The 25,235-nt window shown below is 69.3% G+C and carries 30 protein-coding genes; 15 read left to right on the top strand and 15 right to left on the bottom strand.

Annotated features, from left to right (window positions below):
- Positions 1-46 precede the first annotated feature (46 nt).
- Positions 47-781, top strand: a complete 735-nt coding sequence (gene larB / locus EPN29_06040; GenBank protein ID TAN33377.1) for a nickel pincer cofactor biosynthesis protein LarB — start codon at positions 47-49, stop codon at positions 779-781.
- Positions 782-790: 9 nt separating this feature from the next.
- On the opposite strand, the gene EPN29_06035 is transcribed toward larB, so the two are convergent.
- Both EPN29_06035 and EPN29_06030 read right to left on the bottom strand, forming a co-directional pair.
- Complete coding sequence (locus EPN29_06035; GenBank protein TAN33316.1) at positions 791-1,033, bottom strand: hypothetical protein; 243 nt, start codon at positions 1,031-1,033, stop codon at positions 791-793.
- Entirely contained in the window at positions 1,030-1,743 is a 714-nt protein-coding gene (locus tag EPN29_06030; GenBank protein TAN33315.1) for an HAD family hydrolase, read from the bottom strand. Before EPN29_06030 ends, EPN29_06035 begins: the two co-directional genes overlap by 4 nt.
- 11 nt (positions 1,744-1,754) lie before the next feature.
- On the opposite strand from EPN29_06030, the gene moaC reads away from it, so the two are divergent.
- The 6 genes from moaC to EPN29_06000 all read left to right on the top strand — a co-directional run bounded on the left by moaC (position 1,755) and on the right by EPN29_06000 (position 5,522).
- Entirely contained in the window at positions 1,755-2,255 is a 501-nt protein-coding gene (gene moaC, locus EPN29_06025; protein TAN33314.1) for a cyclic pyranopterin monophosphate synthase MoaC, read from the top strand.
- Positions 2,210-2,725 (top strand): MogA/MoaB family molybdenum cofactor biosynthesis protein, encoded by a 516-nt coding sequence (locus EPN29_06020; GenBank protein TAN33313.1) that lies wholly within the window; start codon positions 2,210-2,212, stop codon positions 2,723-2,725. Before moaC ends, EPN29_06020 begins: the two co-directional genes overlap by 46 nt.
- A complete protein-coding gene (locus EPN29_06015) occupies positions 2,722-3,414 on the top strand; it encodes a LamB/YcsF family protein (protein TAN33312.1) in 693 nt (230 codons plus the stop codon). Before EPN29_06020 ends, EPN29_06015 begins: the two co-directional genes overlap by 4 nt.
- Positions 3,415-4,197, top strand: a complete 783-nt coding sequence (locus tag EPN29_06010) for a hypothetical protein (protein TAN33311.1) — start codon at positions 3,415-3,417, stop codon at positions 4,195-4,197. It begins immediately after the preceding gene.
- 455 nt (positions 4,198-4,652) lie between these two features.
- Entirely contained in the window at positions 4,653-5,168 is a 516-nt protein-coding gene (locus EPN29_06005; protein TAN33310.1) for a redoxin domain-containing protein, read from the top strand.
- A 3-nt stretch (positions 5,169-5,171) separates the two neighbouring features.
- Positions 5,172-5,522 carry a redoxin domain-containing protein gene (locus EPN29_06000; GenBank protein ID TAN33309.1) on the top strand — a complete coding sequence of 117 codons (351 nt, stop codon included), beginning with the start codon at positions 5,172-5,174 and terminating at the stop codon, positions 5,520-5,522.
- Here the strand turns inward: EPN29_06000 and EPN29_05995 are convergent.
- From EPN29_05995 to EPN29_05970, 6 genes are all read right to left on the bottom strand, one after another.
- Complete coding sequence (locus EPN29_05995; protein TAN33308.1) at positions 5,517-6,518, bottom strand: biotin-dependent carboxyltransferase; 1,002 nt, start codon at positions 6,516-6,518, stop codon at positions 5,517-5,519. The genes EPN29_06000 and EPN29_05995 overlap by 6 nt on opposite strands.
- Positions 6,467-7,123, bottom strand: a complete 657-nt coding sequence (pxpB, locus tag EPN29_05990) for a 5-oxoprolinase subunit PxpB (GenBank protein TAN33307.1) — start codon at positions 7,121-7,123, stop codon at positions 6,467-6,469. The genes EPN29_05995 and pxpB overlap by 52 nt, the downstream gene beginning before the upstream one ends.
- Positions 7,074-7,730, bottom strand: coding sequence for a DUF4013 domain-containing protein (locus tag EPN29_05985; GenBank protein TAN33306.1), 657 nt, complete (start codon positions 7,728-7,730; stop codon positions 7,074-7,076). The genes pxpB and EPN29_05985 overlap by 50 nt, the downstream gene beginning before the upstream one ends.
- Positions 7,731-7,791: 61 nt before the next feature.
- Positions 7,792-8,292: a glutathione peroxidase gene (locus tag EPN29_05980; GenBank protein ID TAN33305.1), complete on the bottom strand. Its 501-nt coding sequence runs from the start codon at positions 8,290-8,292 to the stop codon at positions 7,792-7,794.
- A 39-nt stretch (positions 8,293-8,331) separates the two neighbouring features.
- A complete protein-coding gene (locus tag EPN29_05975; protein ID TAN33304.1) occupies positions 8,332-9,012 on the bottom strand; it encodes a response regulator in 681 nt (226 codons plus the stop codon).
- On the bottom strand, positions 9,009-10,712 hold the full coding sequence (locus EPN29_05970) for a sensor histidine kinase (protein ID TAN33303.1): 1,704 nt from the start codon (positions 10,710-10,712) through the stop codon (positions 9,009-9,011). The genes EPN29_05975 and EPN29_05970 overlap by 4 nt, the downstream gene beginning before the upstream one ends.
- Between EPN29_05970 and EPN29_05965 the strand changes: the two genes are divergently transcribed.
- The 3 genes from EPN29_05965 to EPN29_05955 are packed head-to-tail and all read left to right on the top strand — an operon-like array spanning position 10,670 to position 13,430.
- On the top strand, positions 10,670-11,518 hold the full coding sequence (locus EPN29_05965) for an ABC transporter ATP-binding protein (GenBank protein TAN33302.1): 849 nt from the start codon (positions 10,670-10,672) through the stop codon (positions 11,516-11,518). The two genes, EPN29_05970 and EPN29_05965, sit on opposite strands and share 43 nt — an antisense overlap.
- 13 nt (positions 11,519-11,531) lie before the next feature.
- On the top strand, positions 11,532-12,386 hold the full coding sequence (locus EPN29_05960) for an ABC transporter permease (protein TAN33376.1): 855 nt from the start codon (positions 11,532-11,534) through the stop codon (positions 12,384-12,386).
- Positions 12,387-12,401: 15 nt separating this feature from the next.
- A complete protein-coding gene (locus EPN29_05955; protein TAN33301.1) occupies positions 12,402-13,430 on the top strand; it encodes an ABC transporter substrate-binding protein in 1,029 nt (342 codons plus the stop codon).
- Between the two features lie 51 nt (positions 13,431-13,481).
- On the opposite strand, the gene EPN29_05950 is transcribed toward EPN29_05955, so the two are convergent.
- The 3 genes from EPN29_05950 to EPN29_05940 all read right to left on the bottom strand — a co-directional run bounded on the left by EPN29_05950 (position 13,482) and on the right by EPN29_05940 (position 15,098).
- A complete protein-coding gene (locus EPN29_05950) occupies positions 13,482-13,700 on the bottom strand; it encodes a hypothetical protein (GenBank protein ID TAN33300.1) in 219 nt (72 codons plus the stop codon).
- On the bottom strand, positions 13,697-14,065 hold the full coding sequence (locus EPN29_05945) for a hypothetical protein (GenBank protein TAN33299.1): 369 nt from the start codon (positions 14,063-14,065) through the stop codon (positions 13,697-13,699). The genes EPN29_05950 and EPN29_05945 overlap by 4 nt, the downstream gene beginning before the upstream one ends.
- 64 nt (positions 14,066-14,129) lie before the next feature.
- The gene (locus EPN29_05940; protein TAN33298.1) at positions 14,130-15,098 is read right to left on the bottom strand and encodes a ring-cleaving dioxygenase; all 969 of its coding nucleotides are present in this window, start codon (positions 15,096-15,098) and stop codon (positions 14,130-14,132) included.
- Here EPN29_05940 and EPN29_05935 point away from each other — a divergent pair.
- Both EPN29_05935 and EPN29_05930 read left to right on the top strand, forming a co-directional pair.
- Positions 15,046-16,872, top strand: a complete 1,827-nt coding sequence (locus EPN29_05935) for a hypothetical protein (GenBank protein TAN33297.1) — start codon at positions 15,046-15,048, stop codon at positions 16,870-16,872. The genes EPN29_05940 and EPN29_05935 overlap by 53 nt on opposite strands.
- A 72-nt stretch (positions 16,873-16,944) precedes the next feature.
- Positions 16,945-17,649, top strand: a complete 705-nt coding sequence (locus tag EPN29_05930; GenBank protein ID TAN33296.1) for an HAD family hydrolase — start codon at positions 16,945-16,947, stop codon at positions 17,647-17,649.
- Here the strand turns inward: EPN29_05930 and EPN29_05925 are convergent.
- The 4 genes from EPN29_05925 to EPN29_05910 are packed head-to-tail and all read right to left on the bottom strand — an operon-like array spanning position 17,646 to position 22,412.
- Positions 17,646-19,196: an ABC transporter ATP-binding protein gene (locus tag EPN29_05925; GenBank protein TAN33295.1), complete on the bottom strand. Its 1,551-nt coding sequence runs from the start codon at positions 19,194-19,196 to the stop codon at positions 17,646-17,648. The two genes, EPN29_05930 and EPN29_05925, sit on opposite strands and share 4 nt — an antisense overlap.
- Entirely contained in the window at positions 19,193-20,143 is a 951-nt protein-coding gene (locus EPN29_05920) for an ABC transporter permease (protein ID TAN33294.1), read from the bottom strand. Before EPN29_05920 ends, EPN29_05925 begins: the two co-directional genes overlap by 4 nt.
- The gene (locus tag EPN29_05915; protein TAN33293.1) at positions 20,140-21,324 is read right to left on the bottom strand and encodes an ABC transporter permease; all 1,185 of its coding nucleotides are present in this window, start codon (positions 21,322-21,324) and stop codon (positions 20,140-20,142) included. Before EPN29_05915 ends, EPN29_05920 begins: the two co-directional genes overlap by 4 nt.
- Positions 21,325-21,383: 59 nt before the next feature.
- A complete protein-coding gene (locus EPN29_05910; protein ID TAN33292.1) occupies positions 21,384-22,412 on the bottom strand; it encodes a BMP family ABC transporter substrate-binding protein in 1,029 nt (342 codons plus the stop codon).
- A gap of 112 nt (positions 22,413-22,524) precedes the next feature.
- Here EPN29_05910 and EPN29_05905 point away from each other — a divergent pair, with 112 nt between their 5' ends.
- Genes EPN29_05905 through EPN29_05895 form a run of 3 tightly spaced genes read left to right on the top strand, consistent with a single transcriptional unit; the run spans position 22,525 to position 25,204 of the window.
- Positions 22,525-23,817 carry a thymidine phosphorylase gene (locus tag EPN29_05905; GenBank protein TAN33291.1) on the top strand — a complete coding sequence of 431 codons (1,293 nt, stop codon included), beginning with the start codon at positions 22,525-22,527 and terminating at the stop codon, positions 23,815-23,817.
- A 12-nt stretch (positions 23,818-23,829) separates the two neighbouring features.
- A complete protein-coding gene (locus EPN29_05900) occupies positions 23,830-24,603 on the top strand; it encodes a nucleoside phosphorylase (protein TAN33290.1) in 774 nt (257 codons plus the stop codon).
- Complete coding sequence (locus EPN29_05895; GenBank protein TAN33289.1) at positions 24,584-25,204, top strand: uracil phosphoribosyltransferase; 621 nt, start codon at positions 24,584-24,586, stop codon at positions 25,202-25,204. Before EPN29_05900 ends, EPN29_05895 begins: the two co-directional genes overlap by 20 nt.
- Positions 25,205-25,235 lie beyond the last annotated feature (31 nt).

Here is a 25,235-nt window from a genome sequence, read left to right as displayed (position 1 = left end):
GGCGGGCGAGCTCACCGAGGACGAGGCCCTGGCCGAGCTGCGGACCATGCAGCTGGAGGAGCTGGGCGGGCGGGCCAGGCTCGACCTCGGTCGCTTCCTGCGCCGCGGCCTCCCGGAGGTGGTGCTCGCCCCGGGGAAGACGCCTTCGGAGGCAGCGCGCCTGACGGTGGCGCTGGCCGGGCGCCAGGGCCAGGGCCTGATCAGCCGCATGACCGCGCAGCATGCATCCGCCCTGCGCGCATCGGCTGCGGCCGCGGGCATCGAGGTGGCCGCGTATGGGGCTTCGGCGCGCGCGCTGCGGCCTGGATTCGCGCCGGAGCCGATCGAGGGCAGGGTCGGCATCCTCACCGCCGGGACATCGGACGTCGGCGCCGCCGAGGAGGCGAGGATGGTCGTCGAGGCGTGCGGGCTCCAGGCCCGGCTGGCGGCCGACCTCGGCGTGGCCGGTCTGCACCGCTTCGTCGGCCCGCTGGCCACGACCCTGGAATGGGGCGCCGACGTCATCGTCGTCGCGGCCGGCATGGACGGCGTGCTGCCAGGCCTCGTGGCCGGGCTGATCGACGTGCCGGTGATCGGCCTTCCGGTTTCGACCGGCTACGGCCGTGGCGGCGCCGGAGAGGGCGCGCTCACCACCATGCTCCAGTCGTGCTCGACCGGTCTGGTGGTCGTCAACATCGACAACGGGGTGGGCGCCGGCGCCGCGGCCGTGCTCATCGCCTCCCGGGCGTCGGCGGCGCGCACGCGGGCGAGCGGGGCCGGCCGCAAAGCGCGCGCTCGATAGGCGCGCCGTTCACCGCCGCCGGCGCGGCCGGAGCGCGGCGACGAGGGCCGCGACGATCGCGAGCGCGATGAGCAACCCGAGCAGCGGCGGCGCGATGGAGCGCCACATCTCCGCGCCTCCAGGGATGGCGAAGGTGAGCCCGAGCACGACGACGGCGGCGATCACTCCCGCAAGCAGCCAGGGAAAGCCCGACCGGCGCCGCCCGTAGAACAGCAACCAGAGCGGCCCGGGCCGCTTCTTCGGCTCGCTCACAGAAGTCCGGGCAGTTCGCTGAGCGAGGCGATGGTCGGGACGCCGTCCGGTGGAAGCTCCTGGGCATGCGCGGTCAGGATCACGGCGCGCATGCCCAGGGCGCGCGGGCCGTCGTAGTCCTCGCGTATCCGATCCCCGACGAAGAGGGCCCGCGGCGCCGCGACCCCGATGGCGTCCAGCGCCGCGCGGTACACGTCGGGCGCCGGCTTGCGCCGGCCGACCTCGCTCGAGAAGACGGCCGCGTCGACCCGCTCACCGATGCCGTTCGCGTCCACCTGGCGCCGCATCATCTCGGGGGGGAAAGGCGCATTGGAGCAGATGGCGCGCTTGACTCCATGGGCGCCGAGCCACGACAGCACCGGCAGCGCGTCGGCGTCCAGCCGGACGGCGCGGTCCCAGCACATCTGCTCCGCGTCAAGGATGTCGTGGAGGAGTCCGTCGGGCAGCTTCAGGCCCGCGCGCTCCCACGTCGCCCGATAGACGTCCATGTAGTCGACCTCGTCCTCGCTCATGCTGGCGATGTACTCCTCGAGCGGCAGCAGGACGTCGTGGAGGATCGCCTCCGCGTCGGGGGCGGGCACCCCCAGCGCGGCTTCGATGCGGGGGCGGAAGTCGCGCAGGACGTCGAGCAGCTCGCCGGTCGGATACGCGAACGTGACCAAAGTCCGGCCGTAGTCGAAAAGCACGCCTTCCGTGTCGGGCATCCGCATATCCTGAGCGCGTGACGAACCGGCTGACGCACCTGGACGAGAAGGGGGCGGCGCGCATGGTCGATGTCGCGGACAAGGCTTCGACCACACGCGAAGCGCTGGCGGAGTGCCTGGTGCGCATGGCTCCCGACACCCTGCGTGCGGTGCGCGAGGGGACCGCCAAGGGAGACGCCCTCCAGGTCGCCCGGGTGGCGGGAATCATGGCCGCCAAGCGCACGTCAGAGCTCATCCCGCTGTGTCACCCGCTGCCGCTCACGAGCGTGGCGGTCGATTTCGAGTTCGTGCCCGGCGCCATCCGGGTGCTCGCTCGGGCTCGCGTGGTCGGGCAGACAGGCGTTGAGATGGAAGCGCTGACCGCGGCTTCGGTGGCCGGTTTGACGCTGATCGACATGACCAAGGGAGTCGAGCGCGGCGTCTACCTGGAGGTGGTCCGTCTGCTCGAGAAGTCAGGCGGCCGCTCGGGGACGTGGAAGCGTCCCGGCGCGCGCCGGGGGCCCTCGAGCCAACCGTGAACGCTCACGTCATCACCGTCAGCGATGGCGTCTCGGCGGGCACCAGGGACGACGTCAGCGGGCCCGAGCTCGTGCGCCTGCTCAGCCAGGCCGGCTTCGAGGCGAGCGGTCCGGAGGTGGTGCCTGATGTGAGGGAGCGGATCACGACCGCGATCGTCACGGCCGCGTCGCGTGGCGCCGACCTGGTCGTCACGACGGGCGGCACCGGGCTCGCCGCTCGCGATGTCACGCCGCAGGCCACAGCGGCCGTCATCGATTACGAGGTGCCGGGCATCGGCGAGGCGATGCGGCGCGCCGGCGCCGCGAGCACACCGATGGCGTCTCTATCCCGCGCCATGGCGGGCGTGCGCGGAAGGAGCTTGATCATCAACGTCCCCGGCAGCGTCAGGGGCGCGACCGAGTCGCTGCTGGCCGTGATGCCGGTGCTCGACCACGCCGTGCAGCTGCTCCGGGGCCAGACCTCGCATTGAACCTCAACTCCGAGCTGGGAGAGGGCGCCGGCGCGGATGAGGCGATCCTGGCCAGCGTGGACAGCGCCAGCATCGCCTGCGGCGTGCACGCGGGGTCGGTCTCGATCACGATCGCCACGGCTTGGCGGTGCCGCGCGCTGGGGGTCGAGGTCGGCGCCCATCCCGGTTATGACGACCGCGCCGGTCACGGGCGCGTGGATCGATCGCTGTCTCCACCGGAGATCGAGGCGCTCGTCGCCTTCCAGGTCGCGGGCCTCGCGGCGGTGGCTCCCATTGCCTACGTGAAGCCGCACGGCGCCCTGTACCACCGCTGCCAGAGCGACCCGGCTGTCGCCGACGCTGTGGCGCGGGTTGCCAAAGCGCATGGGGTCGGGCTTCTCGGCCAGCCGGGATTCGAGATCCTCGCCGCCGCCGAGCGGGCCGGCATCCCCGGTTACCGTGAGGGGTTCGCCGATCGCCTGCTGCTGCCCGATGGCCGCCTCGCGCCGCGGACGCAGCCCGGCGCGGTGCTCAATCCAGCCCTCGCCGCCCAGCAGGCGGTGCGGCTGGCGCGATCGGGGCAATACGACACGATCTGCGTTCACGGCGACACCCCGGGAGCCGCGCAAATCGCCGCCAGCGTGCGCCAGGGTCTGCGCGAGGCCGGCGTGGCAACCGGTCCGCTGGCCCGCCGCGCGGCTCCCTCCTAGGTGGGAGCCGCCGAAACCCTCGCCCTGAAGCTCATCCTGACGCCGGTTCTCGTGGGCGCGGCCAGCCTGGCCGGCCGGCGTTGGGGCTCGGAGATCGGTGGCTGGCTGGTCGGCATCCCGTTCACGTCGGCGCCGGTCGCGTTCTTCCTCGCTCTCGGCCCGGGGCCGCGTTTCGCGGCCACCGCCGCGGTCGGGATCATGGCCGCAACGGCCTCCCAGGCCGCGTTCTGCCTGGCGTATGCGTGGGTCGCGCAGCGTCGCGGCTGGGGACCGTCGCTCCTGATCGCAACCGCCGGCTTCCTGGTGGTCACGGCCCTGCTCGATCTCGTCGTGCTCTCGGCGCCGCTCACCTTTGTGGCGATGGTCCTGGTGCTCGTCGCGTGCCTTGCCCTGATGCCGGGCCGCGAAGTAACGGCTTCGCCGCCGGTTGCGTTTCCGCGCTGGGATCTTCCCGCACGCATGGCGGCGGCGACCGCGTTCGTCATCGTGCTGACCGGCATGGCGCCGCTGCTCGGCCCGCGATTGGCGGGATTGCTCGCGCCCTTTCCTCTCTATGCCACCGTGCTGGCCGCGTTTGCCCATCGCGTCCATGGCGCGGCGCCAGCGGTCGGCACGCTGCGTGGGCTCCTGCTGGGACTGTTCTCGTTCGCCGCGTTCTTTCTCATGCTCTCGGCGCTGCTCGTCGGGCACGGCATCGCGGTCGCGTTCACCGCGGCGGTGGTCGTCGCGCTGGCGCTGCAGGGACTTTCGCTGGCGGTGGGCCGGCGGCTGCGGATCGCATAGTTTGGGGGTGGCCGTCCTGATCCTGGAGCTGAGCGAGCTCGGAGACCTGCGCGAGCTGGAACGGCTGCTGGCAGAGGTTTGGGGCCGGCCGGGTGAGCCGCCCATCAGCTCCGACGTGCTCAGGGCGCTTGCGCGTTCGGGCAACTACGTCGCCGGCGCCTACGTGGATCAGCGGCTCGTCGGGGGACTCGTCGGCTGGCTTGGCGGCGTTCCCCCTCACGAGCTGCACCTGCACTCGCACATCCTCGGGGTGAGCACCGGCAGCGACGCGCGCGGGCTCGGGTTCGAGCTCAAGCAGCATCAGCGCGGGTGGTGCCTGGACCGTGCAGTCAAGGTCATCGAGTGGACGACCGACCCATTGGTGCGCCGCAACGCCTACTTCAACCTGACCAAGCTTGGCGCCCGGGCCGGCAGGTATTTGGTCAACTTCTACGGCGAGATGACGGACGGGATCAATGCCGGCGAAGAGTCCGACCGCCTGCTCATCAGCTGGGAGCTCGAATCGCCGCAGGCTGAATCCGCGGCCGGCGGCCGCGCCGCCGAACCGTCGCTCGACGGGTTGCTCGGCGAGGGCGCGGCCCGGGTGGTCCGTGTCGGCGCGCAAGGCGAGCCGGTGGCGACGCCGTCATCCGCGCGCGTCCTTCTGTGCCAGGTGCCTGATGACATCGTCGCCATCCGGCACTCCGATCCCGCGCTGGCACGCTCGTGGCGGATGGCGGTGCGCACCGCGCTGGTCGATGCGTTCGACGCGGGCTACAGCGTCATGGGCGCGACGAAGTCGGGCTGGTACGTCCTGGAACGCCAGCGGACCGGGGCCGAATAGACTTTCCTGCGTGCTGCAGGTTGGGGACAGAGCTCCCGAGTTCAAGCTGCCGACGACCGCGGGCCAGGAGCTGACGCTCGCCGAAGCCCTCGCCCAACACAAAGCGCTCGTCTTCCTTTTCTACGTCCTCGACTTCACCGGTGGTTGAAGGATGGAGTTGACCGAGTTTCGGTCAAGGCACGAGGCGGCAGCCGCGGACGGCATCGGCATCTACGGCATCAGCGTCGACTCCGTCTTCTCGCACCAGGCTTTCGCCAAGGAGCTCGGCGGCCTGCCGTTCGAGCTGATCGGTGACTTCGAGCGGAAGATGGTCACCGATTACGGCGTGCGGCGCGATGACGTGGAGGGCTACTCCGGGATGGCCAGGAGGACCGTCTTCGTCATCGACCACGACGGCATCGTGCGCTGGACCTGGGTGGGATCCAAAGAGCAGCCGCAACCCGACTACGACGCCGTGATCAACGAAGCGCGGAAAGCCGCCGGGCCGGCCGAGGCGTCATGACGGAGCCGGGCTGCCCGCTCGCAGCGATTCCAGCGCCGCCTGCAGAGCGCGGCGCAAGCGCACCGCATCCTCGACGCTGATCTCCGCAAAGCGGAGCTCGTCGCCCGGCGCGAGCTGGGCGGCGATCGGGAGGGCTGCGCTGACCACGGTGGCGACGACCGGGTAGCCGCCCGCGGTCTGGTGGTCGGCCATCAAAAGGATCGGACCGCCGCCAGGCGGCACCTGGACCGCGCCGGCCGCGAGCCCGAAGGACAGCAGCTCGTCGCCTGACGCCGCCAGGCTCGGCCCCTCCAACCGGTAACCCATGCGGTCGGCCTCGCGACCGACGGTGAACACCGAATGGAAGAGCAGGTGCCGTCCCTTGGCTCCCAGGCGTTCGAGGTGAGGACCGGCGATCGCGCGCAGCGTGTGATCCTGGTAGCCGGGTCGCATGTGAGCGTGGAGCCGGCCGCCGGCGACCATCGGCATTGCAGGATCAGCGGCGGTGCGGATGAGGTCGCCCGCGTTCAGGGCCCGCCCCCGCATGCCGCCCCGCGCCGCCATCAGGTTGGTCGAAAGCGAACCGAGCCATCGGTCGCCCGCGATGCCGCCTGCGACCGCGATGTACGCCCGCGCGCCAACGCGCCTGGCGCCGAAGCTGAGCGCGTCGCCCTCGCCCAGGCGGATGCCCGTCCACGTCTGCCCCGGCCTGCCGTTGACTCGCGGGGCGAGGTCGGCCCCCGTGATGGCGACCAGGCAGGGCCGCTCCGCGATGAGGTGAGGGCCGGTGAGCGTGCACTCGAGCGTGGCGGCGCCGGCGTCATTGCCCACCAGCAGGTTCGCCGCCGAGTGGGCGAACCGGTCCATCGCGCCACCGCCGGGCACCCCGGCGCTGACGGCGTTCGGACGCCCGAGGTCCTGGACGGTGGTGAGGAGACCAGGTTCTCTGACTCGGAGGACGTTCGTCACGCGCCCGCGGCGAAGAACTTGACGCGGTCGCCCGCGCGGAAGAGGCAGGGTGGGTCGGAGTCAGGCAGGAACAGCTTCACCGAGGTGCGTCCGATCAGATGCCAGCCACCGGGCGCGGCCAGCGGATAGATGCCGGTCTGCCGCCCGGCGATGGCCACCGAGCCGGCAGGCACTCGTGTGCGGGGCACGTCGCGTCGGGGCAGTTCGAGCTCTTCGGGGAGAGGCCCGAGATACGCCCAGCCCGGGACGAAGCCGACGTGAAAGACGCGATAGATCGGCCGCGAGTGGAGCTCGGCGATCCTGTCCGGAAGGAGTCCGAGCCTCGCCGCGGCCGCTTCGAGATCCGGCCCGTCGTAGACGACGGGGATGCGGTGAAGGCGCCCCGGCTCGGCCATCGGCGGACGCTTGGTCGCGAGCCTGGTGACCGCGGCGCCCAGCGCCTTGAACGTTGTCTGCTCAGGGTCGAAATGTACCGTGACGCTGGCACAGCCGGCGATTGCCTGCCGCACGTCGCGCCGCTTCTTCAGCGCGGCGGCGAGGGCGATGGCGCGTGTGTTGACGGCGGTGTCGAGGCGCGTTCCCAGCTCGGCCATGAGCGCGGTGTCACCGAGGGGGTGAATCTGGATCCTGGTCGTGGAGCGCGGCGCTGGCATGTGCGCTCACAAGAATGGCGTAGAAGATGCCCGGCACGAGGCCGATGCACAGCAGCCCGACGCAGGCGACGCCGGCGGCCCACGCGGTGACCATCGCGGCGGCGGCGAGGTTCCACGCGGCGAAGCCCCTTCGCACTCCCTGGATCGCCGCCCCGAAATCGAAAAGGTCGCCGGGCCGTGCGGTGGTCGCGAAACGCGCCGTCGCATGCGGCATGAGCAGCAGCAGAGCCAGACCCCACGGCAGCGCGAGGATGAAGCCTGAAGCCAGGTGGGCGTAGAACTCCGATTGCGACCTGTCACCGACCCGCCAGAGATGAGCTTCGAACAGGAACTCCGCGAGCGGGTTCAGGACTAGGGCGAAGGGCACGCTGAGCAGGGCCAGCGCCATCGCGGTCCAGAACCCGTCGGCCAGCAGACGCGCGGAGATGGTCCACTTCGGGGGGCCGTGCGCGGGATCGCTCGCGGCGGCGCGGGTGGCCGCGATCGCATAGCCGAGGAGCGGCACGAAGGCGATCGGCAGGAGCAGCACCGCGAGGAGGCCGGGCGCCCAGCTGGACCTCCAGGCGCCTCGAAACGGCCACGCGAAAGATTCGGCGACGAGCCTCACGAGGCAACCTTAAGGTCGCGGCTGGGCGCGGGCGCCTCTTGTTCCGGCGGTCGGCTGGGGCCTAGAGCAGCGCCTCGATCGCCTCGACGACCCGCGGGTCTTCGGGGACGACTTTCGGCCGGAATCGACGCCCCACCCGCCCATCGCGGCCGACCAGGAACTTCTCGAAATTCCAGCTCACGTTGCCGGCCTTGCCCTGGGCGTCGGGGAACTCGCTGAGAATCGCGTACAGCGGGTGCTGGTGAGCGCCCTTGACGTCCAGCTTGGCGAACAACGGGAAGGTGACGCCGTAGTTGACACGGCAGAACTCCTGGATTTGCTCGGCATTCCCCGGCTCCTGGTGGAAGAACTGGTTGCAGGGAAACCCGAGCACGGTGAAGCCGCGGCTCGAGTAGCGGTCGTGCAGGGCCTGGAGTCCAGCGTATTGAGGGGTGAACCCGCAGCGTGACGCGACATTGACCGCAAGGACGACCTGACCGGCGTACTCCGACAGGCTGGCCGGTTCGCCGTTGAGTCTCGGCAGCTCGATCTCGTGAATGGACCGCCCCTGGATGGTGCTCATGTGATCAAGAAGCCGCTGAACCCGGCCGGTATTCCCGGCCTACGCGCCGGACACGAGGCGGTAGCGATGCTCCGGCCGGCCGGGGCCGCCGTAGCGCATCGTCAACTCGGCCTTGCCCAGCTGGCAGAGGTGGTCGAGATAGCGCCTCGCGGTCACCCGGCTCACGCCGGCCGCATCCGCGACCGCGGCCGCGGGGAGGCCGGACTGTGATCGCCCAAGCGCCCGAGCGATCAATTCGAGCGTCGCATCCGACAGGCCCTTGGGGAGGGGCTCGTTGCTGGCGGTGCGCAGGGCGCCGAAGATCCTGTCGACGTCGCCCTGCTCCGCCTGGCCGATCCGCGTCATGCGCTCGCGGGCGGCAGCGTAGGACAGCAGCTTTTCCTCGAAGATGGCGAACAGGAACGGCTTGATCAGGTAATGGACGACGCCGCCGCGCATCGCCGCACGGAGGCTCTCGACCTCGCGCGCCGCCGTGATCGAGATGACGTCGACCGGCGGGTGGTCGTCCTCGCGCAGCCTCCGCAGCACCTCGAGACCGGACATGTCCGGCAGATAGATGTCCAGGAGGACGAGGTCCGGGCGGAGCCGGTCGACACCCTGCAAAGCTTCCGCGCCGGTGTGCGTCCGGCCCACCACCGTGAACCCCCTGATCCTGTCGACATAGGCGCAATGAAGTTCAGCCACCCGGAAGTCGTCGTCGACGACCAGCGTCCGGATCATGGTTTGGCGGCAACACGCCGGGGCAGGCGCACCATGAAGACGGCGCCGCCCGCGTTGACCGCGGTGACTTCGCCGCCGTGGCGGCGCGCCACCTGACGCACCAGCGCCAGCCCGAACCCACGGCGCTTGCGGCCCGGAGCGGATTTGGTGCTGAAGCCCTCCTGGAAGATCTGCCCGTGAACTCCGTCGGGGATGCCGCTCCCCGAGTCGTGGACTTTGATGACCAGCTCGCCGTCCTGCTCGTTGACCGAAACGCTGACCCACCGCTCGCCGGTCGATGACGCCGCCGCGTCGAGGGCGTTGTCGATGAGGTTGCCCAGCAGCGTGATGAGGTCCTCGCTGTCGAGCGTGCTGCGCGTCATGACCGTGTCGTCGCTAACCCGCAGCTCGATGCCGCGTTCTGAAGCCATCGCGGCCTTGGCCAGCAGCAAAGCGCCGAGCACCGGGTCGCCGACGCGCTCGAGGAGCGCCTCGGTGAGCTCCTGGTGTACCCCGGACGTTTGAGCGATGAGCCTCATCGCGTCGTCGCCCCGCCCCATCTGGACCAGGCCGGCGATGGTGTGCAGCCGGTTGGCGAACTCGTGAGCCTGCGCTCGCAGCGCATCAGTGAGGCTGTCGACACCCAGGCCGCGGGCCAGGCCCGCCAGCTCCGTCGTGTCGCGCAGCGTGGCGACGTGCCCGATCTTGCGGCCGCGGACGCGAATCGCACGGCGGCTCGCGACCAGCACTCGGTCTCCCGCCAGGAGCACCTCGTCCTCGTCATTGAGGCCGCCGGCAAGGAATTTCAGCAAGCGCCCCTGCGGCAGGACGTGGGACACCTTCCGACCCACCGCGTCGGCGGGGAGGGCGAGGAGGCGGCGCGCCTCGTCGTTGGCCAGCGTGATGGTGCCGTCGCTGTCGGTCGCGATGGCGCCCTCGTGAATGCCCTGCAGGCTCGCTTCCCGCTCTTCGAGCAGACCGGCGATCTCGTAGGGCTCGAGGCCGAATGTCTGACGCTTGAGGCGGGAGGCGAGCAGCATCGAGCCCGCCACCCCGAGCCCCAGCGCCAGCAGCAGCGTGACGGCGAAGCCAGGGAGCTCGGCCATCAGCTGGCGCCACACCGCGGTCTCGAGAAACCCGACCGACACGAGCCCGATGACCTGGCCCTGGACGAGGATCGGAGCCTTGCCCCTCGCCGACACCCCGAGCGTCCCGGTCTGAACCCCAACCCAGGTGTGGCCGGCGAGGACCGTGCCCGGCTGTTCGTCGACCGGCTTGCCGATCAGCGCGGGGTTGGGGTGCGAGTACCTGATCCCCTGCCGGTTGGTGACCACCACGTAGGTCGCTCCCGTCGCTCGGCGGACGTCTTGAGCGGTCTTCTGGATGGTGCCGCTGGGATCGCCGGTGAGGAGGGCCTCCTGGATGATGCTGTTGGCGGCCACGGACTCGGCGATGGCGAGCGAACGCTGCTCGTACTGCCGATCGAGCTCCTGGCTCGCCTGCCAGATGGCCGCCGCGGCCCCGATCAATGAGGACAACAGGATGATCGCGACCTGGAAAACCAGGATCTGGTAGGCGAGGGGAAGCCGGGTTTTCACGAGCTCGTGCCCACGAGATGGTAGTCCGTCCGCCGGCGGACGGCGGCGACCAAAACGACCAAAACGGCCACAACGACCGCATGGATTGCGCGCGCCGCCGGCGGCCTCCAGAGTCGGTGCCAATGCCCCTCGCGATCGAGCTGCGTGGCGTCACGAAGCGATTCCTCACTCCGTCCGGCGGCGTCTACACGGCGCTGCGCGACCTCAACATGACGGTCGAGCCCGGCGAGTTCTGTGCCGTCGTCGGGCCGACCGGCTGCGGCAAGTCCACGACGCTGGCACTGATCTCGGGCTTGGAGACGCCCAGCGAGGGAGAGGCCGAAGTCTTCGGCAACCCGGTCGACGGCATCGCCGGCGGGATCGGCTACGTCTTCCAGACGGACGCGGTCTTTCCCTGGAAGACGGTGCTCGAGAACGTTGCGGCCGGGCCTCGTTACCACGGGGACTCCAATCGCGACGCCCGCGAGAAGGCCAGGGACTGGATCGCGCGCGTCGGCCTGGCGGGTTTCGAGGACCGCTATCCTTACCAGCTCTCTGGCGGCATGCGCAAGCGCGTGGCGCTGGCCCAGAGCTTGATCAACGGCCCCCGAATCCTGCTGATGGACGAGCCGTTCAGCGCCCTCGACGTGCAGACCCGCTCGTTGATGGAAAACGAGCTGCTCGGTCTGTGGTCTGCCAGCTCGGCGTCGGTGGTCTTCGTGACGCACGACCTGGAAGAGGCCATCTCCCTGAGCGATCGCGTGTTCGTCATCACCGCCGGCCCGGGCACCGTCAAGAGCAACTACAAAGTCGACCTCTCGCGCCCGCGCAACGTCGCCGAGATCCGCTTCCATCCCCGCTTCGCGGAAATCTACGAAGAGATCTGGAAGGACCTCAGGGACGAGGTCCTCGTGAGCTATGAGCGGCAGAAGCGCAGCGGCGCGGCTTAGCCGCCCGGTGGGCATGGCGGCGGCGCCGGCCGAGGTTCCGGGGATCGATCTCGGCGCCCGGCGGGTGCGGGACGCGCGCCGCCGGCGGCTTTCGGTGATGGGCTTGCGGGTGCTCGTGGCCATCCTCTGGCTCGGCAGCTGGGAGCTCACCACACGACTCGGCTGGGTCGACAAGTTCTTCTTCGCCCAGCCCTCCGAGATCGTGCTCAAGCTCTGGACCTGGATCACCCAGGGGACCGAGCTCGGCCCGCTCTGGGACCAAGTGTTCGTCACGATGCAGGAGACGGTCGGCGGTTTTGTCGCCGGCGCCCTGCTCGGCGTCGTGTTCGGTGTGGCGCTCGGCCGCAGCGCGCTGCTGGCCGATGTTCTCGGCCCCTACATCAAGGGGATGAACGCCATCCCTCGCGTCGTCGTCGGGGCGCTCTTCGCCATCTCTTTGGGCCTCGACATCAAGTCCAAGATCGCCACCGCCGCCATCCTTGTCTTCTTCGTCGTTTTCTTCAATGCGTTCCAGGGGGTTCGCGAGGTCGACCGCAACCTCGTCGCGAACGCTCGCATCCTGGGCGCGAGCAACCGCCGGCTGACGACCGAGATCATCATCCCGTCGGCCCTCTCCTGGATCATCGCCAGCCTCCACACCAGCTTTGGACTGGCTCTCGTCGGCGCCGTCGTCGGCGAGCTTTTCGGCGCGACCGCGGGGGTCGGCGAGCTCATCTACGCGGCCAAGAACAATTTCGACGCCGACGGCGTGTTCGCCGGCATGGCGCTGCTCGCTGCCATTGCGCTGGTGGCAGAGGCTCTGATCACAGCGCTGGAGGACCGCCTCATCCGCTGGCGGCCGCAGGTCGTCACCGAGACGAGGATTTGAAGGAGGACTTGGTGCATGGGATTTCGTAGTCGACGGTTGATCATCGCCATCGTCGCGTTCGCGATGCTGGCCGCGTGCGGCGGGACCGGTTCGTCAGGCGGCGCCGGCGCTCAGACGGTCTCCCTCAAGATCATGGTCGGGGGACTCAACAAGCAGATCTACCTGCCGAACATGCTCGCCCAGCGGCTCGGCTACTTCCAGGAGCAGCACCTGGATGTGACCCTCATCGACGAGGGTTCCGGGCAGGCCTCGGAGGACGAGGTCGTCGCCGGCAACGTCGACGCCGGCTCGGGCGCCTACGTTCACCCGATGGTGCTCAACGCGCTCGGCAAGAAGATCGAGACCATCTGCCAGTTCGGCATCGCGCCGGGCGAGGCGGAGATGGTGGACGCCAAGAAGGCCGGCTCGATTCAGTCCGCCGCCGACCTGCAGGGCAAAAACCTCGGCGTCACCGACATCGGGTCGGGGACCCACACGCTCTCGCTCGCGATCCTCGGCAGGGCGAACATCGATCCCACCAAGGAGCACTTTGTGGCGGTCGGCGCCGGCGACACCTTCATCGCCGCCGTCAAGCAGCAGAGGATCGACGCCGGGATGACGACCGAACCCACCATCTCGCGCCTGGTTTCGACCGGCGACGGCAAGGTGCTGGTCGACCTCCGCACGCCGGAATCGACGCGGGCGGCCCTGGGGGGCGACTACCCCTTCATCGGGATCTTCGCCAAGAACGACTGGGTCAACGGCAACAAGGACACCGTCCAGCGGCTGGTCAACGCCTACGTCAAGACCCTGAAGTTCATCCACTCCCACACCGCGGCTGAGATCGCGGACAAGATGCCGCCGGACTACTACGCGGGCAACAAGGACCTCTACGTCACGGCCCTGCAAAACCAGCTCGCCATCTTCGGGACCGACTGCAGGATGCCTGCCGGCGGGCCTGAGACCGTGGAGAAAATCCAGCAGGACTACGTGCCGAGCTTCAAGGGCAAGTCGGCCAACCTGAGCGAGACCTACACGAACGAGTTCGCCGACAAGGCGAGCTGATCCGCCTCCGACACGAAAAGGGACCGGGCAACCCGCTCGGTCCCTTTCTTTTTACTGCCCGAGGCGGATCTCAAAGCCCCCATCCGAAGGCCTCACATCGACATCGCCCGCTCTCAGCCGGATGCCGTCATCGACGCGTGTCGCCACGACCCGGCCCTCGAAGACCAGCTCGTCAAAGCGCCAGTCGTTGCCCTTCCGACGCATCCGGACCACGACCCCCGCGGGGCTGCGCCAGACGCCCTCGCCGGCGGGTTTGAAGCCACGTGTCACCAGCTCGCCGATCCGATCCGGCGGCATCTCGAGGGGCGGTTTTGGGGCGGGCCGCATGGCAGGCTTGGACGGCGGCGAGCTGGGCGGCGGGGCCTGCGCAGCCGCGCCTGCTCCAGGGACAGACGCAGCAGCTCCATCCCTTCCTCCTGGGCGAAGAAGGCCCCGGAGATGCGGCTTGGATCCTGGGAGCGCCGGACGCAGTTCGCGCAGTCGGCTTCGGTGGCGACGGCCGCAAACGACTTCTCGGGGAGATTGCGGCCGCACATGGTCGTCACCGGCCCGCTGCTCGGGACGCGTGGCACGAGATGGACGCGACCGCCCGTCTTCAGGCGTATGGACTCGAGCCGCACCTGGGGGACGCTCACCCGCTGAATCATCGCCGGTCCGGGCGGCGATGACGCCACCGGTCGAATGGCGCGGCTCGAGGCTCTAAGCCCGCTGGCGCCCCACCGGCGTCGCCTGTCGCGGGTTCGGCAACGGCACCAGATTGGCCTCGACCTGCGAGCGAAGGTGCTCGAATGCCGGCGGCAGCGCGAGCCGCTCGCCGAGGTGTTCCTTCGGCTCGTCCGCCGTGAAGCCGGGGCCCATGGTCGCGATCTCGAACAGCACTCCGCTCGGCTCCCGGAAGTAGATCGATCGGAAATAGAAGCGATCGATCACCGGGGTCGGGCTGCCGCCGCCTTCGATGACGCGGTCACGCCAGCTTTCGTGGTCGCTCAACGTGGATGCCCACGCGACGTGGTGCACGGTTCCCGAGCCGCTCAGACCCCGCTCCGCGGGGGCCGCGTCGTAGACGAAGAGCGAACCGCGGGACTCGCCGCGGGACTCATAGCTCGCGCTGTCCGAAGGCGACACGCCCGGCGCGCGCCCGGTGGCGTCGAAGCCGAGCGTTGCCGTCAGGAAGCCGTGGCCGGCCTCGGGCCGCCGCGCGAAGGCGCGAACACCGGCGAAGCCCTGTAGCGCGAACTCCTCCGGCACCTCTGGATGCGCGGCCACAAGCGGCCGGTCGGGGGTCGGTGCGGCCGTCAGCTCGAGGCCGAGGCCTTCTGGGTCCTCGAAACGCAGACTGTCGCCCTCCAAGCGGCTTTCGATGCCGGCCGCCGCCAGGCGCACGGCCCAGAAGTCGAGGGCTTCGTGCGAGCCGACACGCATGACGATGCGGTGGATCATCCCCGCGCCGGGGCGTCCGCGCACCAGGCCCGGGTACTCGAAGAAGGTGAGGTCGGCGCCGGGGCTGCCGTCCTCGTCCGCGTAGAAGAGGTGGTAAACCGCCGGGTTGTCCTGGTTGACGGTCTTCTTGACCAGGCGCAGGCCCATGACGCCGGCGTAGAACAGGACGTTCCGCGTGGCGTCCGCGGTGATGGCGCTGATGTGGTGGATGCCTTCGAGCTTCTTCATGGTGCACGGGTTCCAACCCTCGCGCGATCGGGTTTTGTTCCCCGCCGGCCGGAACCGTCAATTGACGCGCCCAGGGCTCCGGGGGATACTCGCCGGGATGGTCGACGCGGTCCGGGGGCTGCCCGGACCCGCCCGGAGGCTCCTGGGGCTGGGGTTGATCGCCCTCGCGTACTGGGTCGCGGCCCGCCTCAGCCTGGAGCTCGCTTTGGTGCACGGCCAGGTGACGCCCATATGGCCGCCGACCGGGATCGCCCTGGCCGCGATGCTAGTCATCGGTCCTCGCGTCTGGCCGGCGATCGCCGTCGCCGCCTTCGCGGTCAACCTGCCCATCGGCCCGACCCCCCTGGGCGCGGCTTTGATCTCGGCCGGCAACACGATCGCGCCCCTGGTTTCCGCCGCCCTGATGAAGCGCGCCGGTTTCCATCTCGAGCTGGACCGCCTGCGCGACGCCGCGGCGATCATCCTGCTGGGGGCGCTGGCGGGGATGACGATCAGCGCTTCGGTGGGCAGCTCGGTCCTGGTCTTCTCGGGGGAGGTGCCGGCCGCGAACCTGGCGCAGACCTGGGCGGTGTGGTGGACCGGTGACGCGATGGGCGTGCTGGTGGTGGCGCCCTTCTTGCTGAGCTTCAGGCCGAGAGCGGGAGCGGCCCCGCTGAGCTGGCGCCGGCAGGCGGAGTTGGTCGGCCTGCTCGGCTGCGTCGCCATCGTGACCATCGCCGTCTTCCAGAACCCGTTCAGGTTGGAATACCTGGTCTTTCCCCTGATCATGGCCGCCGCCCTGCGGTTCCGGCTGCGCGGCGCCGCCCCGGCGGCACTGATCGCATCGGGGGTCGCCATCACGGCGGCGGTCAACGGCACCGGCCCGTTCGCGACCGAGACGTTGCTGGAGAAGATGGTCACGCTGCAGGTCTTCAATGTCTTCGTCGCGCTGTCGTCGTTCGTGCTGGCTTCCTACGTCGATACGCGGGAGCGTGAGGAGCAGGTGGGGCGCCTGTATCTGTCGGCGCAGGTCTCGAGCCAGGCCAAGAGCAGATTCCTCCAGATGGCGGCACATGAGCTGAGGGGTCCGCTCACCGTCCTGAGCGGCTACGTGTCGCTTCTGGCGAGCGGCTCGCTGGGTGCTCCGCGCAAGCCCTGGCTCGGGCCGCTCGAGATCCTGGCGGCCAAGACCGGGGAGTTGAACAGGATCATGGACGAGCTGCTGGAGATTTCGCGGATCGACGGCGATGTGCGGTTGCGCGGCCGCAGCGAGACGGATCTCCGCCGGGTCGTCGAGGAGGCGGCCGACCGGGCCCGTCCGAGGGCCGGCCTCGTCGGCGCCGAGATCGCCGTCGAGTCGCCTCCGGATCCGCTGCCCGTGCTGGCGGATCCGGGCCAGCTCGGTCGCATCCTGGACAACCTCATCAACAACTCGCTGAGCTACACGCTGGTGCGGCCGCGAGTCGCCATCGCCGCATCCGGCCTTGGCGACAGTGCCGTGGTGCGGGTCGAAGACAACGGTGTGGGCATCCCGGAGGACAGCTGGGAGCTGGTTTTCGAGCCGTTTCATCGCCACCACGACCCGGCTTTCGAGCACGTGCCCGGCACGGGTCTTGGGCTCTACATCAGCCGTCAGCTCGCGGAGTCGCATGGCGGCAGCCTGGTGATCGAGTCGAGCGAGCCGGGCAGCGGGTCGCGATTCGCCCTCACGCTTCCCCTCTGCGCGGCGGCGAAACGGGACCAGGCCGCATCGCCACCGGCAGAGGCTCAGGTTCAGGACGAAAGCCGGCCGTAGCGGCAGCGCCGGTCCAGGGTCGAGCCGCCGCTCCAGGCATCCCCGATATCATCCCCAGGGAGCAGCTGGGGAATGGCCATAAGAGTCGTTGCGTTCGATGGCGATGACACGCTGTGGCACAACGAGATCCGTTTCAACCTCACGCAAACCGCCCTGCGCGACCTGTTGCATCGACACGTCCCCGACGCGGACGTGGACGGCCGGCTGTACGAGGTGGAGATGAGGAACCTGAAGCTGTACGGCTACGGGATCAAGGCCTTCACCCTTTCCATGCTGGAAACCGCGATCCAGCTCACCGAGGGGCGGATCCCGGCGTCGGACCTCGAGGTGATCCTGGGGTGGGGCAAGCGCATGCTCCTCGAGACGACCGAGCTTTTGGAGGGGGTCCACTCCACCCTGCTCGAGGTGGGCCGCCGCTACTCGTTGCTGCTCATCACCAAGGGGGACCTCTTCGACCAGGAGAGCAAGCTGGCGCGCTCGGGCCTGGCGGGGCTTTTCGAGGGAGTGGAGATCCTGAGCGACAAGAACGTCGAGACCTACCGCTCGCTGCTGAGCCGCCGGGGCATCAGGCCCGAGGAATTCGTGATGGTCGGCAACTCGCTGCGCTCCGACGTCGCACCGGTCGTGGCCCTGGGCGCGACGGCGGTCCACATTCCATACGTCGTGACGTGGCACCACGAGCAGGTGCCGGACGAATCGCTGCCGCCCTCGGGCTGGCATCGACTCGGCGGCATCGCCGAGCTCGGTGGCTTACTGGATTCGCTCGACCACGGTTAGGCCGCCCCGGTTCGCGTCTCCACGCCGCCGCCGGTCATGAGCAGGCCCAGCCGCTCTTCGGGAGCGTCACCAGGTTCGATGCTCACGATCCGCCCCTCGTAGATGACCGCGATCCGGTCGGACAGCGAGCGGATCTCGTCGAGCTCGGCGGAGACGAGCAGCACGGCGGTGCCCTCGTCGCGTTCGGCGATGAGCTTGCGGTGGATGAACTCGATGGCGCCGATGTCGACGCCGCGTGTCGGTTGGGCGGCGAGCAAGACCCGCGGCCGGCTCGCCATCTCGCGAGCGACGATGATCTTCTGCTGGTTGCCGCCCGACAGGTTGCGTGCCGCGGTGTCGATGTTCGGCGTGCGGATGTCGAACTCCTTGACCAGGCGCCTGGCCCACGTCCTGACGGCGGCGAGGCGCAGCACCAGCTCGCGCCAGGAAAAGGCCTGTGAGCGCTGGCGGCCGAGGATCAGGTTGTCGGCGACCGAGTAACTGAGCACGAGCCCGGTGCCCCGCCGATCCTCGGGAATGAAAGCGATCCCCGCATCGCGTTCGGTCCGCGCGTCAAAGGTGGTCACGTCGCGGTCCTCGAGCAGGACGCGGCCGCCGGTTGCGTGCCGGGTGCCGGCCAGCACCTCCACCAGCTCGCTCTGGCCGTTTCCCTCCACCCCCGCGATGCCGAGGATCTCACCGTGGTGAAGGTCGAACGACACGCCGCGCAGGGCGGGCACGCCGCGATCCGAGCTCGCGGTCAGGTTCTCGACCCGGAACGCGACGGCCCCCGGCGCGGCCGGTTTCTTGTCGACGCGCAGCAGGACTTCGCGCCCGACCATGAGGGTCGCGATCTCCTGTTCCGTCGTGTCCTTCGTGACCAGGTGGCCGACCACCTTGCCGCGCCGCATCACGGTGATGCGGTCGGAGATCTCGAGCACCTCGCGCAGCTTGTGGCTGATGAAGATGATCGTCTTGCCGGTCTTGACCAGGTCGCGCAGGACGCCGAACAGCTCGGTGCTCTCCTGGGGCGTGAGCACACCGGTGGGCTCGTCCAGGATGAGGATCTTCGCTCCGCGGTATAGGACCTTCACGATCTCGGCCCGCTGCTGGAGCCCGACGGGCAAATCGCCCATGCGGGCGTCGGGATCGAGGGCCAGCCCGTACTGCCGCGTGAGCGTTTCGATCTCCTGGCGCGCTCGCGCGTGGTCGTAGAAGCCCGGAGCGGCGACCGGCTCGCGCCCGAGCATCACGTTCTCGCCGACCGTGAAGACCGGGATGAGCATGAAGTGCTGGTGCACCATGCCAATGCCGTGGGCGATGGCATCGCGGGGACCCGCGATGCGCGCCGCCGTCCCATCGATCAGGATCTCCCCGGAGTCCGGATGGACCAGGCCGTAAAGGATGTTCATCAACGTCGTCTTGCCGGCTCCGTTCTCGCCGACCAGCGCGTGGATCTCTCCAGCGCGAACGGCGAGGTCGACCTGGCTGTTGGCGACCACCCCGGGGAAGGCCTTGGTGATGCCCCTCGTCTCGACCGCGAACGGACTGGCGGGAGGCGCGCTCATTCGGCTCCGGGCACGTACGGGAAGCCGTCGGCGGCGGGCGGGTTGCTCCTGCCCACGAGGCCGGCCAAGACGACCAGGGTGAGGATGTACGGCAGCATGCTGAGCAGGTACTGGGAGACGTGGATGATCGAGTTGTTGGCGTAGATCGCCTCGCCCAAGCCGAAGATCAGGCAGGCGACGAACGCTCCCAGCGGAGTCCACTTGCCGAAGATCATGGCCGCCAGCGCGATGTATCCCCGCCCGTCGGTCATGTTCGGGACGAACGTGTTGGAGACCCCGATCGCGAGGAACGCGCCCGCCAGGCCCGAGAGCAGGCCGCTGGTGACCACGGCGCCGTAGCGGATGAGATACACGTTGATGCCGGCCGTGTCGGCGGCCTGCGGATGCTCACCCACCGCTCGGAGGCGAAGCCCCAGGCGGGTCCTGAACAGGACCACGTGGATGAGCAGCAGCAGGATCAGAGCCGCGTACACCACCACGTTCTGCTGGAAGAAGACCCTCCCCAAAAAGGGGATCTGGTCGAGCACCGGAACATTGAAGTTGGGCAGGAGCTCGGCCTGGCTGACATGGCCTACGTCCTGCAGCCCGAAGATCCGGTTGACCAGGAAGACCGTCAGGCCGGCGGCGAAGATGTTGATGGCGATTCCGCTGACGATCTGGTCGGCGCGAAACCGGATCGAGACCACGGCGTGCAGGAGGGCCATCAAACCGCCGGCCAGGATGGCCACCAGCGTGGCCAGCCAGGGGTTGTGCCAGGCGAGGTCGGCGACGACCCCGAAAAACGCGCCGGTCAGCATCATGCCTTCCATCGCGATGTTGACCACTCCGCTGCGCTCCGAGATGACGCCTCCCAGCGCCGGCAGCAACAGCAGCACGGCTGCCGCCAGCGTGGCCTGCCACAGAGCCGACGTGAGCAGCAGGTGAAGGATTACGGAGACGACGCTCATTTGACCGGCCCATCCTCCACGGGCAGCGCAGCCGCGGCCTCCGTCATCAGGGCCGCGGCGGGAGCGTCAGGCGGCGGAGCCGCCCGGCCGAATCCCGGCAGGCGGAGCCTGATGGCGCCCAGGAAGTTGGCGGCGATGCTGAACAGGATCAGGGCCTGCAGCACCAGGACGAGGCTGCCTGAGATTCCGGCGTCCGCTTGCATTACCGCACCGCCGGAGTGGAGGGCGCCGAACAGCAGCGACGCGAGCACGATGCCGAACGCGCTGCCCAGGCCGAGCAGCGCGACCGCGATGGCATCGAAGCCGGTTGTGTCGCTGAAGTACTTGTCGGTCAGGTTGTGGTCGACGCCGGCGATCTGGATCGCGCCGGCGAGCCCGGAGAAGGCGCCGGCGATGAGCATGGTGACGATGATGGTCCGGCGCACGCTCACGCCCGCGTAACGGGCCGCGCGCTGGCTCTGGCCCACCGCGCGGATCTCATAGCCCAGCGCCGTGCGCCACAGCAGGAACGCGAACACCGCCGCCGCGACCAGCGCCAGGAGCAGCCCGGTGTGCACGCGGAAGACGCTTGCCGGCAGGCCGAAGATGATCAGGCTGTTGTCATTCGGAAGGATGGTCGCCAGCCGGGCGCCGGGACCGATCGGCGAAGACTTGGAGGTGCCGCTGGCCAGCTGCAGCGGGCCGCCGATGATCAGGTACCGGAGGAGCCACTGGGCGACGTAATTCATCATGATCGTCGTCACTACCTCGTGGGCGCCCACGGTCGCTTTGAGCAAGCCCGCCAGGCCGGCCCACAGCGCGCCCGCCACCATCCCGCCCAGCAGGACCAGCGGCAGTAGGACGGGTGCCGGCCAGTCGCCGAACTTGATGCCGATCGCGGCGCAGGCCATCGCGCCCGCGAGCAGCTGTCCCTCGGCGCCGATGTTGAACAGCCCGGCCCGAAACGGAAGCGCCACCGCGACGCCGGTCGTGACCAGCGGGATCATGAACACGATGGTGTTGGAGACCTGAAGCGCGGAGTTCTCACCCTGGCTGCACGAGATGCCGACTCCACCGCACAGCAGCCCGGAGTACGCGTCGAAGGGGTTGGCCCCTGTGACGGCGACGATCAGGCCGCCGACGACGAAGGCGAATACGACCGAACCGACCGGCACGGCCAGCCCACGGGCTACGCGGCGCACCGCGGGGGGCAGGCCGGGTCGGGGACGGGCAGCGGTCGCGCCCGTCCCCGATTCGTTGGCTATGGGATCGTGTCGGGTGGGGTCAGTGCTCCCGACTTGATCTCGCCCTGCACCTTGTCCAGCTCGGCCTGGATGTCAGCCGGGAGCGTCAGATTGTCCAGCTGGTAGCCGGCTCCGCCGTTCTGGATGCTGAAGGTGAGCGCTCCGCTCTTGAACGACCCGTTGACCACGTCCTTGATGGCCGTGTACGTGGCGACGTCCACCTTCTTGAGGGCGCTTGCGATCACCGAGGGGTCCGCGTCCTTCTGGTCCGCGTCGACGCCGATGCTGTAGTACCCCGCCTGGCCCGCCGCCTGGAGCACGCCGAGCCCGCAGCCGCCCGCGACCTGGAACAGGATGTCGGCTCCCTGGTTGATCTGGCTGCTGGCGACGCTCTTGCACTTGGCAGGGTCGGTGAAATCGTTCGAGTAGCCGACCAGGACTTTGATCGAGGGGTCTTCCATCGTCGCCGCCCACTTGTAGCCGGCGATGTAGTGGTTGACCGGCGGGATGCTCACCCCGCCCACCGCGCTGATCACGTGCTGGTTCTTCTTCGCCTTGCCCTGCTTCTCCAGCATCCCGGCGATGACGCCGACCATGGCGCCCGCGTCCTGCTCCCTGAAGAACAGGGATTCGACGTTGGCGTGCCTGAGGTCGTTGCCTTTGGCGTCGGTGCCGGCGCCGTCGATGATGGCGAAGTGGACGTTCGGGAACTGCCCTGACACGGTCCCGACCGCCTCCTGCATCAGGAAGCCGACGCCGATGACCAGGTCGTAGTTCTTGGAGGCGAAGTTGGTCAGGTTCGGAATGTAGTCGTCGCCGGTCTTGGACTCGGTCACATCGCCCTGGACGTGGAAGTCCTGGATCGCCTTCTGCAGGCCGACAAAGGCGAGGTGGTTGAAGCTCTTGTCGTTCAACCCGCCGATGTCGGTGACCAGACCGATCTTGACTGTCTTGCTAGGAGTGGTTCCCGACGTGCCGCCGCAGGCTGCCAGCAAGAGCAGCGCCGCGCCGACCAGTCCCAGGAACCGAAGCTGCGATTGCCTCATACCTCGTGCCCCCTTCTAAGAGCTAACCTGGTGAAAAGGTCGGAGGCCCTCTTCGCTTCCGATCCGCGCGAGATTGTAACGCGCGGCCGCCGGGAATGTAAGTTAGGCGCCGATGCACGCGCTGGAGATCATCGGTCGCAAGCGGGACGGCGGTGAGCACTCACGCGCCGAGATCGATCACCTGCTGTCCGCCTACCTGCGCGGTGATGTTCCCGACTACCAGATGGCCGCCTGGCTGATGGCGGTTTGCATCCGCGGCATGACGCGCCCGGAGACCCTCGCCCTGACGCAGGCCATGGTGGCGAGCGGTGAGGTCCTCGACCTGAGCGCCATCGAAGGGGTGAAGGTCGACAAGCACTCGACCGGAGGAGTCGGCGACAAGGTCACCCTGATCGCGGCGCCGCTCGCCGCCGCTTGCGGCGTGAAGGTGCCCAAGCTGAGCGGGCGCGCGCTCGCCCACACCGGCGGCACCCTGGACAAGCTCGAGTCGGTGCCGGGCCTCACGGTCGACCTCGAGCCCGACAGGTTCATCCGGCAGGTCCGGGAGGTGGGCATCGCGGTCGCGGCGCAGTCGCCGCGCATGGTCCCGGCGGACAAGGCCCTGTATGCGCTCCGCGATGTCACCGCGACGGTGCCGTCGGTGCCGCTCATCGCTTCGAGCGTCATGTCGAAGAAGATCGCCGCCGGCGCCGACGCCATCGTGCTCGACGTCAAGTTTGGGCGTGGCGCGTTCATGCACGATGCCGCCGCCGCGGAGGAGCTGGCAGCCGAGATGGTGCTGCTCGGCGAGGGGGCGGGGCGCCGCACGGTGGCCCTGGTCACGGCGATGGACAACCCGCTCGGCCGCTCGGTGGGGAACGCGCTCGAGATCAAAGAGGCGCTTGACGCGCTCGCCGGCGAGGGCGACGAAGAGCTGCTCGACGTGTCGCTGGAGGTGGCCCGCGAGATGTGCAAGCTCGCCGGAGTCTCGGCCGACCCGAAGCGCGTTCTCCGCTCCGGCGCCGGGCGCGAGACCTTCATCCGCATGCTTGCCGCGCAGGGCGGCAGCCTCCGCCAGGGATTGCCGGCGGCGCCCGTCCAGGTCCCGCTGGCGGCGCCGGCCGACGGGTACGTGGAGTCGATCGACGCCCTGGCGGTGGGCCTGGCCTCGCTCGAGCTCGGCGCGGGCCGGGTCCGCAAGGAGGACAGGGTCGACCACGCGGCCGGCCTCGTCATCGAGGCGCCGGTCGGCGCCTACGTCCGCAAGGGCGATCCGCTGGTGGTGGCACATGCGCGCTCAGAGCAGCTCGTCGACCTGGTGGCCGCGCGCCTGCAGCAGGCATGGCGGTTGAGCAGGCTGGAGGTGCAGCGTCCGCCGCACGTCCTGGCTCGAGTCGACAGGGACGGCACCACCAGAGCCCGATAGACTTTCGACCCGGTGGCGGCGACGGACGAACGCAAGTATCACGTCGGCCTGGCGAAGGGCGAGGTCGGCGAGTATGTCCTGGTGCCGGGCGATCCGGGGCGCACGCCGATGATCGCCAGGTACCTCGAAGACGCGCGCGAGGTCGCCTTCAGCCGCGAGTACCGCACGTTCACGGGCAGGCTGGGCGGGGTGGCGGTCTCGACCATCTCTTCCGGCATGGGCGGGCCCTCGGTGGCGATCGCGGTGGAGGAGCTCAGCGAGCTGGGCGTCCACACCTTCTTGCGTGTCGGCACATGCGGCGCGGCCCAGCCGGAGATCAAGATGGGCGACCTGGTGATCGGCATCGGGGCCGTTCGCAGCGAGGGCACGCCGAACGGCTACATCCCGCCGGAGTACCCAGCGATCGCTTCGCTCGACGTCGTCAACGGTTTGGTGGAGGCCGCCGCGGCCGCCGGCGCGCCATATCACGTCGGCATCCTCCGCAGCGTCGACGCGCTCTATTCAGACCTCATGCCCGAACGCATGCCGCGTCCGGGTCACGTGCGCGAGGAGCTCGAGATGTGGTCGCGGGCCGGCGTGCTCAGCAACGACATGGAGTCATCGACGCTTTTCGTCGTGGCTCGCCTGAGGAAGCTCCGAGCGGGAACGATCAATCTATGCGTCGACGAGCTGGGAGCGGGCGAGATCCACCATCTCGACCCCTCCTACATGGATCGCATGCTGCGGGTCGCTGTGGACGCGATTCGCCGGCTGATCGAGCGCGACCGTGCCTCTAAAGGTAAGTAGCCACCCGCTGGTCGCGGACAGCCTGGTCGGCCTTCGCGACCGTGCGACCACGCCCGAAGAGTTCAGGGTCCTCGCCCGCAGGTTGATCACCATGCTGCTATACGAGGCGACGGCGGATCTGCCCGTGCGGCACGGCAAGGTCCAGACGCCGCTGAGCGAAGCGAACGCCACGCGGGTCGCCAACGAGGTGGTCGCCATCCCTGTGCTTCGCGCCGGGCTCGGCATCCTCGGCCCGGTGCTGGAGCTGCTGCCTCGCGTGAGCGTGGGCTACATCGGCCTCGAGCGCGACGAGGATACGGCCGTGGCCCGCATCTACTACGAGAAGCTGCCGAAGTTGGCGGGCAAAGTGCCGCTGCTGCTCGATCCGATGCTGGCCACCGGTGGGTCGGCGGCCCAGGCTCTGGACATGATCAAGGACGCGGGCGGGCGCGACCCGCGCATGTTGTGCGTGGTCGCGGCGCCGGAAGGGGTGCGGGCGCTCGAGGAGCGCCACCCCGAGGTCCACATCTACACCGCCGCCCTGGACGAGCGGCTCAACGATCGGGCCTTCATCGTGCCCGGGCTGGGAGACTTCGGCGACCGCCTCTTCGGCACCGGCTAGAGGCGGTTCATCCCTCAGGACGGTGAGTGGC

It is taken from the genome of bacterium (genome assembly GCA_004299235.1).
In the GTDB taxonomy this organism is placed as follows: Bacteria; Chloroflexota; Dormibacteria; order Dormibacterales; family Dormibacteraceae; genus SCQL01.
This window is presented reverse-complemented; position numbering and strand designations above follow the sequence as displayed.

What these genes read in the sequence shown, in the direction of transcription:
- EPN29_05980 (TAN33305.1), bottom strand. Translation starts at nt 8,292, where the DNA reads ATGAGCACCATCCAGGGGCGGTCCATTCACGAGATCGAGCTGCCGAGA.
- EPN29_05905 (TAN33291.1), top strand. Translation starts at nt 22,525, where the DNA reads ATGCACGCGCTGGAGATCATCGGTCGCAAGCGGGACGGCGGTGAGCAC.
- EPN29_06005 (TAN33310.1), top strand. Translation starts at nt 4,653, where the DNA reads ATGCCGGCGAAGAGTCCGACCGCCTGCTCATCAGCTGGGAGCTCGAAT.
- EPN29_05975 (TAN33304.1), bottom strand. Translation starts at nt 9,012, where the DNA reads ATGATCCGGACGCTGGTCGTCGACGACGACTTCCGGGTGGCTGAACTT.
- EPN29_05960 (TAN33376.1), top strand. Translation starts at nt 11,532, where the DNA reads ATGGCGGCGGCGCCGGCCGAGGTTCCGGGGATCGATCTCGGCGCCCGG.
- EPN29_05910 (TAN33292.1), bottom strand. Translation starts at nt 22,412, where the DNA reads ATGAGGCAATCGCAGCTTCGGTTCCTGGGACTGGTCGGCGCGGCGCTG.
- EPN29_05930 (TAN33296.1), top strand. Translation starts at nt 16,945, where the DNA reads ATGGCCATAAGAGTCGTTGCGTTCGATGGCGATGACACGCTGTGGCAC.
- larB (TAN33377.1), top strand. Translation starts at nt 47, where the DNA reads ATGCAGCTGGAGGAGCTGGGCGGGCGGGCCAGGCTCGACCTCGGTCGC.
- EPN29_06000 (TAN33309.1), top strand. Translation starts at nt 5,172, where the DNA reads ATGGAGTTGACCGAGTTTCGGTCAAGGCACGAGGCGGCAGCCGCGGAC.
- EPN29_05940 (TAN33298.1), bottom strand. Translation starts at nt 15,098, where the DNA reads ATGAAGAAGCTCGAAGGCATCCACCACATCAGCGCCATCACCGCGGAC.
- pxpB (TAN33307.1), bottom strand. Translation starts at nt 7,123, where the DNA reads ATGCCAGCGCCGCGCTCCACGACCAGGATCCAGATTCACCCCCTCGGT.
- EPN29_05955 (TAN33301.1), top strand. Translation starts at nt 12,402, where the DNA reads ATGGGATTTCGTAGTCGACGGTTGATCATCGCCATCGTCGCGTTCGCG.
- EPN29_06030 (TAN33315.1), bottom strand. Translation starts at nt 1,743, where the DNA reads ATGCGGATGCCCGACACGGAAGGCGTGCTTTTCGACTACGGCCGGACT.
- EPN29_05925 (TAN33295.1), bottom strand. Translation starts at nt 19,196, where the DNA reads ATGAGCGCGCCTCCCGCCAGTCCGTTCGCGGTCGAGACGAGGGGCATC.
- EPN29_05920 (TAN33294.1), bottom strand. Translation starts at nt 20,143, where the DNA reads ATGAGCGTCGTCTCCGTAATCCTTCACCTGCTGCTCACGTCGGCTCTG.
- EPN29_05965 (TAN33302.1), top strand. Translation starts at nt 10,670, where the DNA reads ATGGATTGCGCGCGCCGCCGGCGGCCTCCAGAGTCGGTGCCAATGCCC.